General features: G+C 70.3%; 2 protein-coding genes and 1 pseudogene. All 3 read left to right on the forward strand.

What is annotated here, in order from left to right:
• On the forward strand, window positions 1-485 hold a 485-nt coding region (locus APY03_RS17960), incomplete at its 5' end, for a PFL_4703 family integrating conjugative element protein (protein WP_068678665.1).
• Window positions 482-1,390, forward strand: a complete 909-nt coding sequence (locus APY03_RS17965; RefSeq protein ID WP_068678668.1) for a TIGR03749 family integrating conjugative element protein — start codon at window positions 482-484, stop codon at window positions 1,388-1,390. The genes APY03_RS17960 and APY03_RS17965, both read left to right, overlap by 4 nt.
• Window positions 1,380-1,686, forward strand: a pseudogene (locus APY03_RS17970) (TIGR03752 family integrating conjugative element protein); the annotation flags it as partial. The gene APY03_RS17965 and the pseudogene APY03_RS17970, both read left to right, overlap by 11 nt.

Consider the following 1,686-nt stretch of genomic DNA (forward strand, 5'->3'; position numbering starts at 1 on the left):
TCACGTTCTACGTGTTCCAGACGCTGAACCGCTGGCCGACGAATGGCGAGGAAGACTACCCGCGCAACCTCCACACCCTCTCGCCATACCTCACCTCGTCCTGCCAGGCCTTCCTGCGGGCGGACTACGACTACCGCCGCTCCACGGGCGAGCTGCGTCAGCGCGTGCGCGGCATCTATGAGATTCCCGGCCGCGGCTATGGCGACGACCCCACGGCGCGCGTGCGCACCGTGTCCGATCGCGACTGGGTGGTGACGCTGGACATCACGGCGGACGAGTACTACGGCGCCGAGCAGGTCAAGCGCGCCCTGGTGCGTTACCCGATCAAGGTCACGCGGGTGGACGTCGATCCCGCCCGCAACCCGTTCGGCCTGGCGCTGGACTGCTACGACGGCGCGCCCCAGCGCATCGGCGCACCGGAGCCAACGCGCCCGGCGCCGAGTGGCCTGTCTCCGCAAGCGCCTCAAGGAGGAAACACCCCATGAAGCATCCTGTACTCGCGCTGCTGGGGCTGCTGGCCGTGGCCGCGACACCCGTTGCCCATGCCGTGGAGATCCTGCGCTGGGAACGCATGCCGCTCGCGGTGCCTTTGAGGGTCGGCCAGGAGCGCATCGTGTTCATCGACCGGAACGTGCGCGTGGGCGTGCCCGCGGGCGTGGGCGAACGCCTGCGCGTGCAGAGCGCGGGCGGCGCGGTGTATCTGCGCGCCAGCGAGCCGATCGAGCCCACGCGGCTGCAACTGCAAGACGCCGACACGGGCGCGCTGATCCTGCTGGACATCGCGGCCGAACCGCCCAAGGACGGGGAAGCCGAGCTGGAGCCGGTGCGCATCGTCGAGGGCGACAGCACCCCGGCGCGCTATGGCGAGCAGCCAGATGGCGCCGACGAGGCCCCGGCGCGCACCTCGGCAGGCGCTCGGTCAGCGCGGCGCGAAACCCCGGTCCCGGCCGTGCTAACGCGATTCGCTGCCCAGAACCTCTACGCGCCGCTGCGCACCGTGGAGCCACTGCCGGGCGTCATGCGGGTCAACCTGCGCCGCGACCTCGACCTGGACACGCTGATGCCGACGCTGCCCGTGCGCGCGGTCGCGCTCGCGTCGTGGCGCCTGGAGGACCAGTGGGTCACTGCCGTGCGCCTGACCAACACCAGCGCGGGCTGGGTCACGCTCGATCCCCGCGTGCTGCAAGGCGATTTCCTCACCGCCACCTTCCAGCACGAGGCGCTCGGCCCGCGCGGCATGCCGGAGGACACGACCGTCCTGTACCTGGTGACGCGCGGCCGCGGCCTCGCGCAGTCGCTGCTGCCAGCCATTCACCGCTTCGACCCGGCCGTACACCTGCCGCAGCCGGACGGCGACGAGAACGCCAAGGATGCCCGCCATGCGCAGTAACGGCCTGCTCAAGTGGCTGATGATCCCCGTCGCCATCCTGGTGCTGTTCGTCGGCATCTGGCTGTTCTCGGGGGGAAGCAACCCGGCGCCGCCCGCCGCGGACAGCGGCGTCCAGCTCACACCCGAGGAAATGAAGGCACTGGGCATCGAGGGCGATACCCCGCGCGACACCGTGGCGACGCTGGTTGCGCAGGTCAAGCAATTGCGCACCGAACTTCAGACCGCGCTCTCGGACAACAAGTCCCAGCGCGAAGAAAACCAGCGGCTGCGCCAGCGCGAGAACTCCATCGACCAGC

This window comes from Variovorax sp. WDL1, assembly GCF_001541225.1.
Classification (GTDB): Bacteria; Pseudomonadota; Gammaproteobacteria; order Burkholderiales; family Burkholderiaceae_C; genus Variovorax.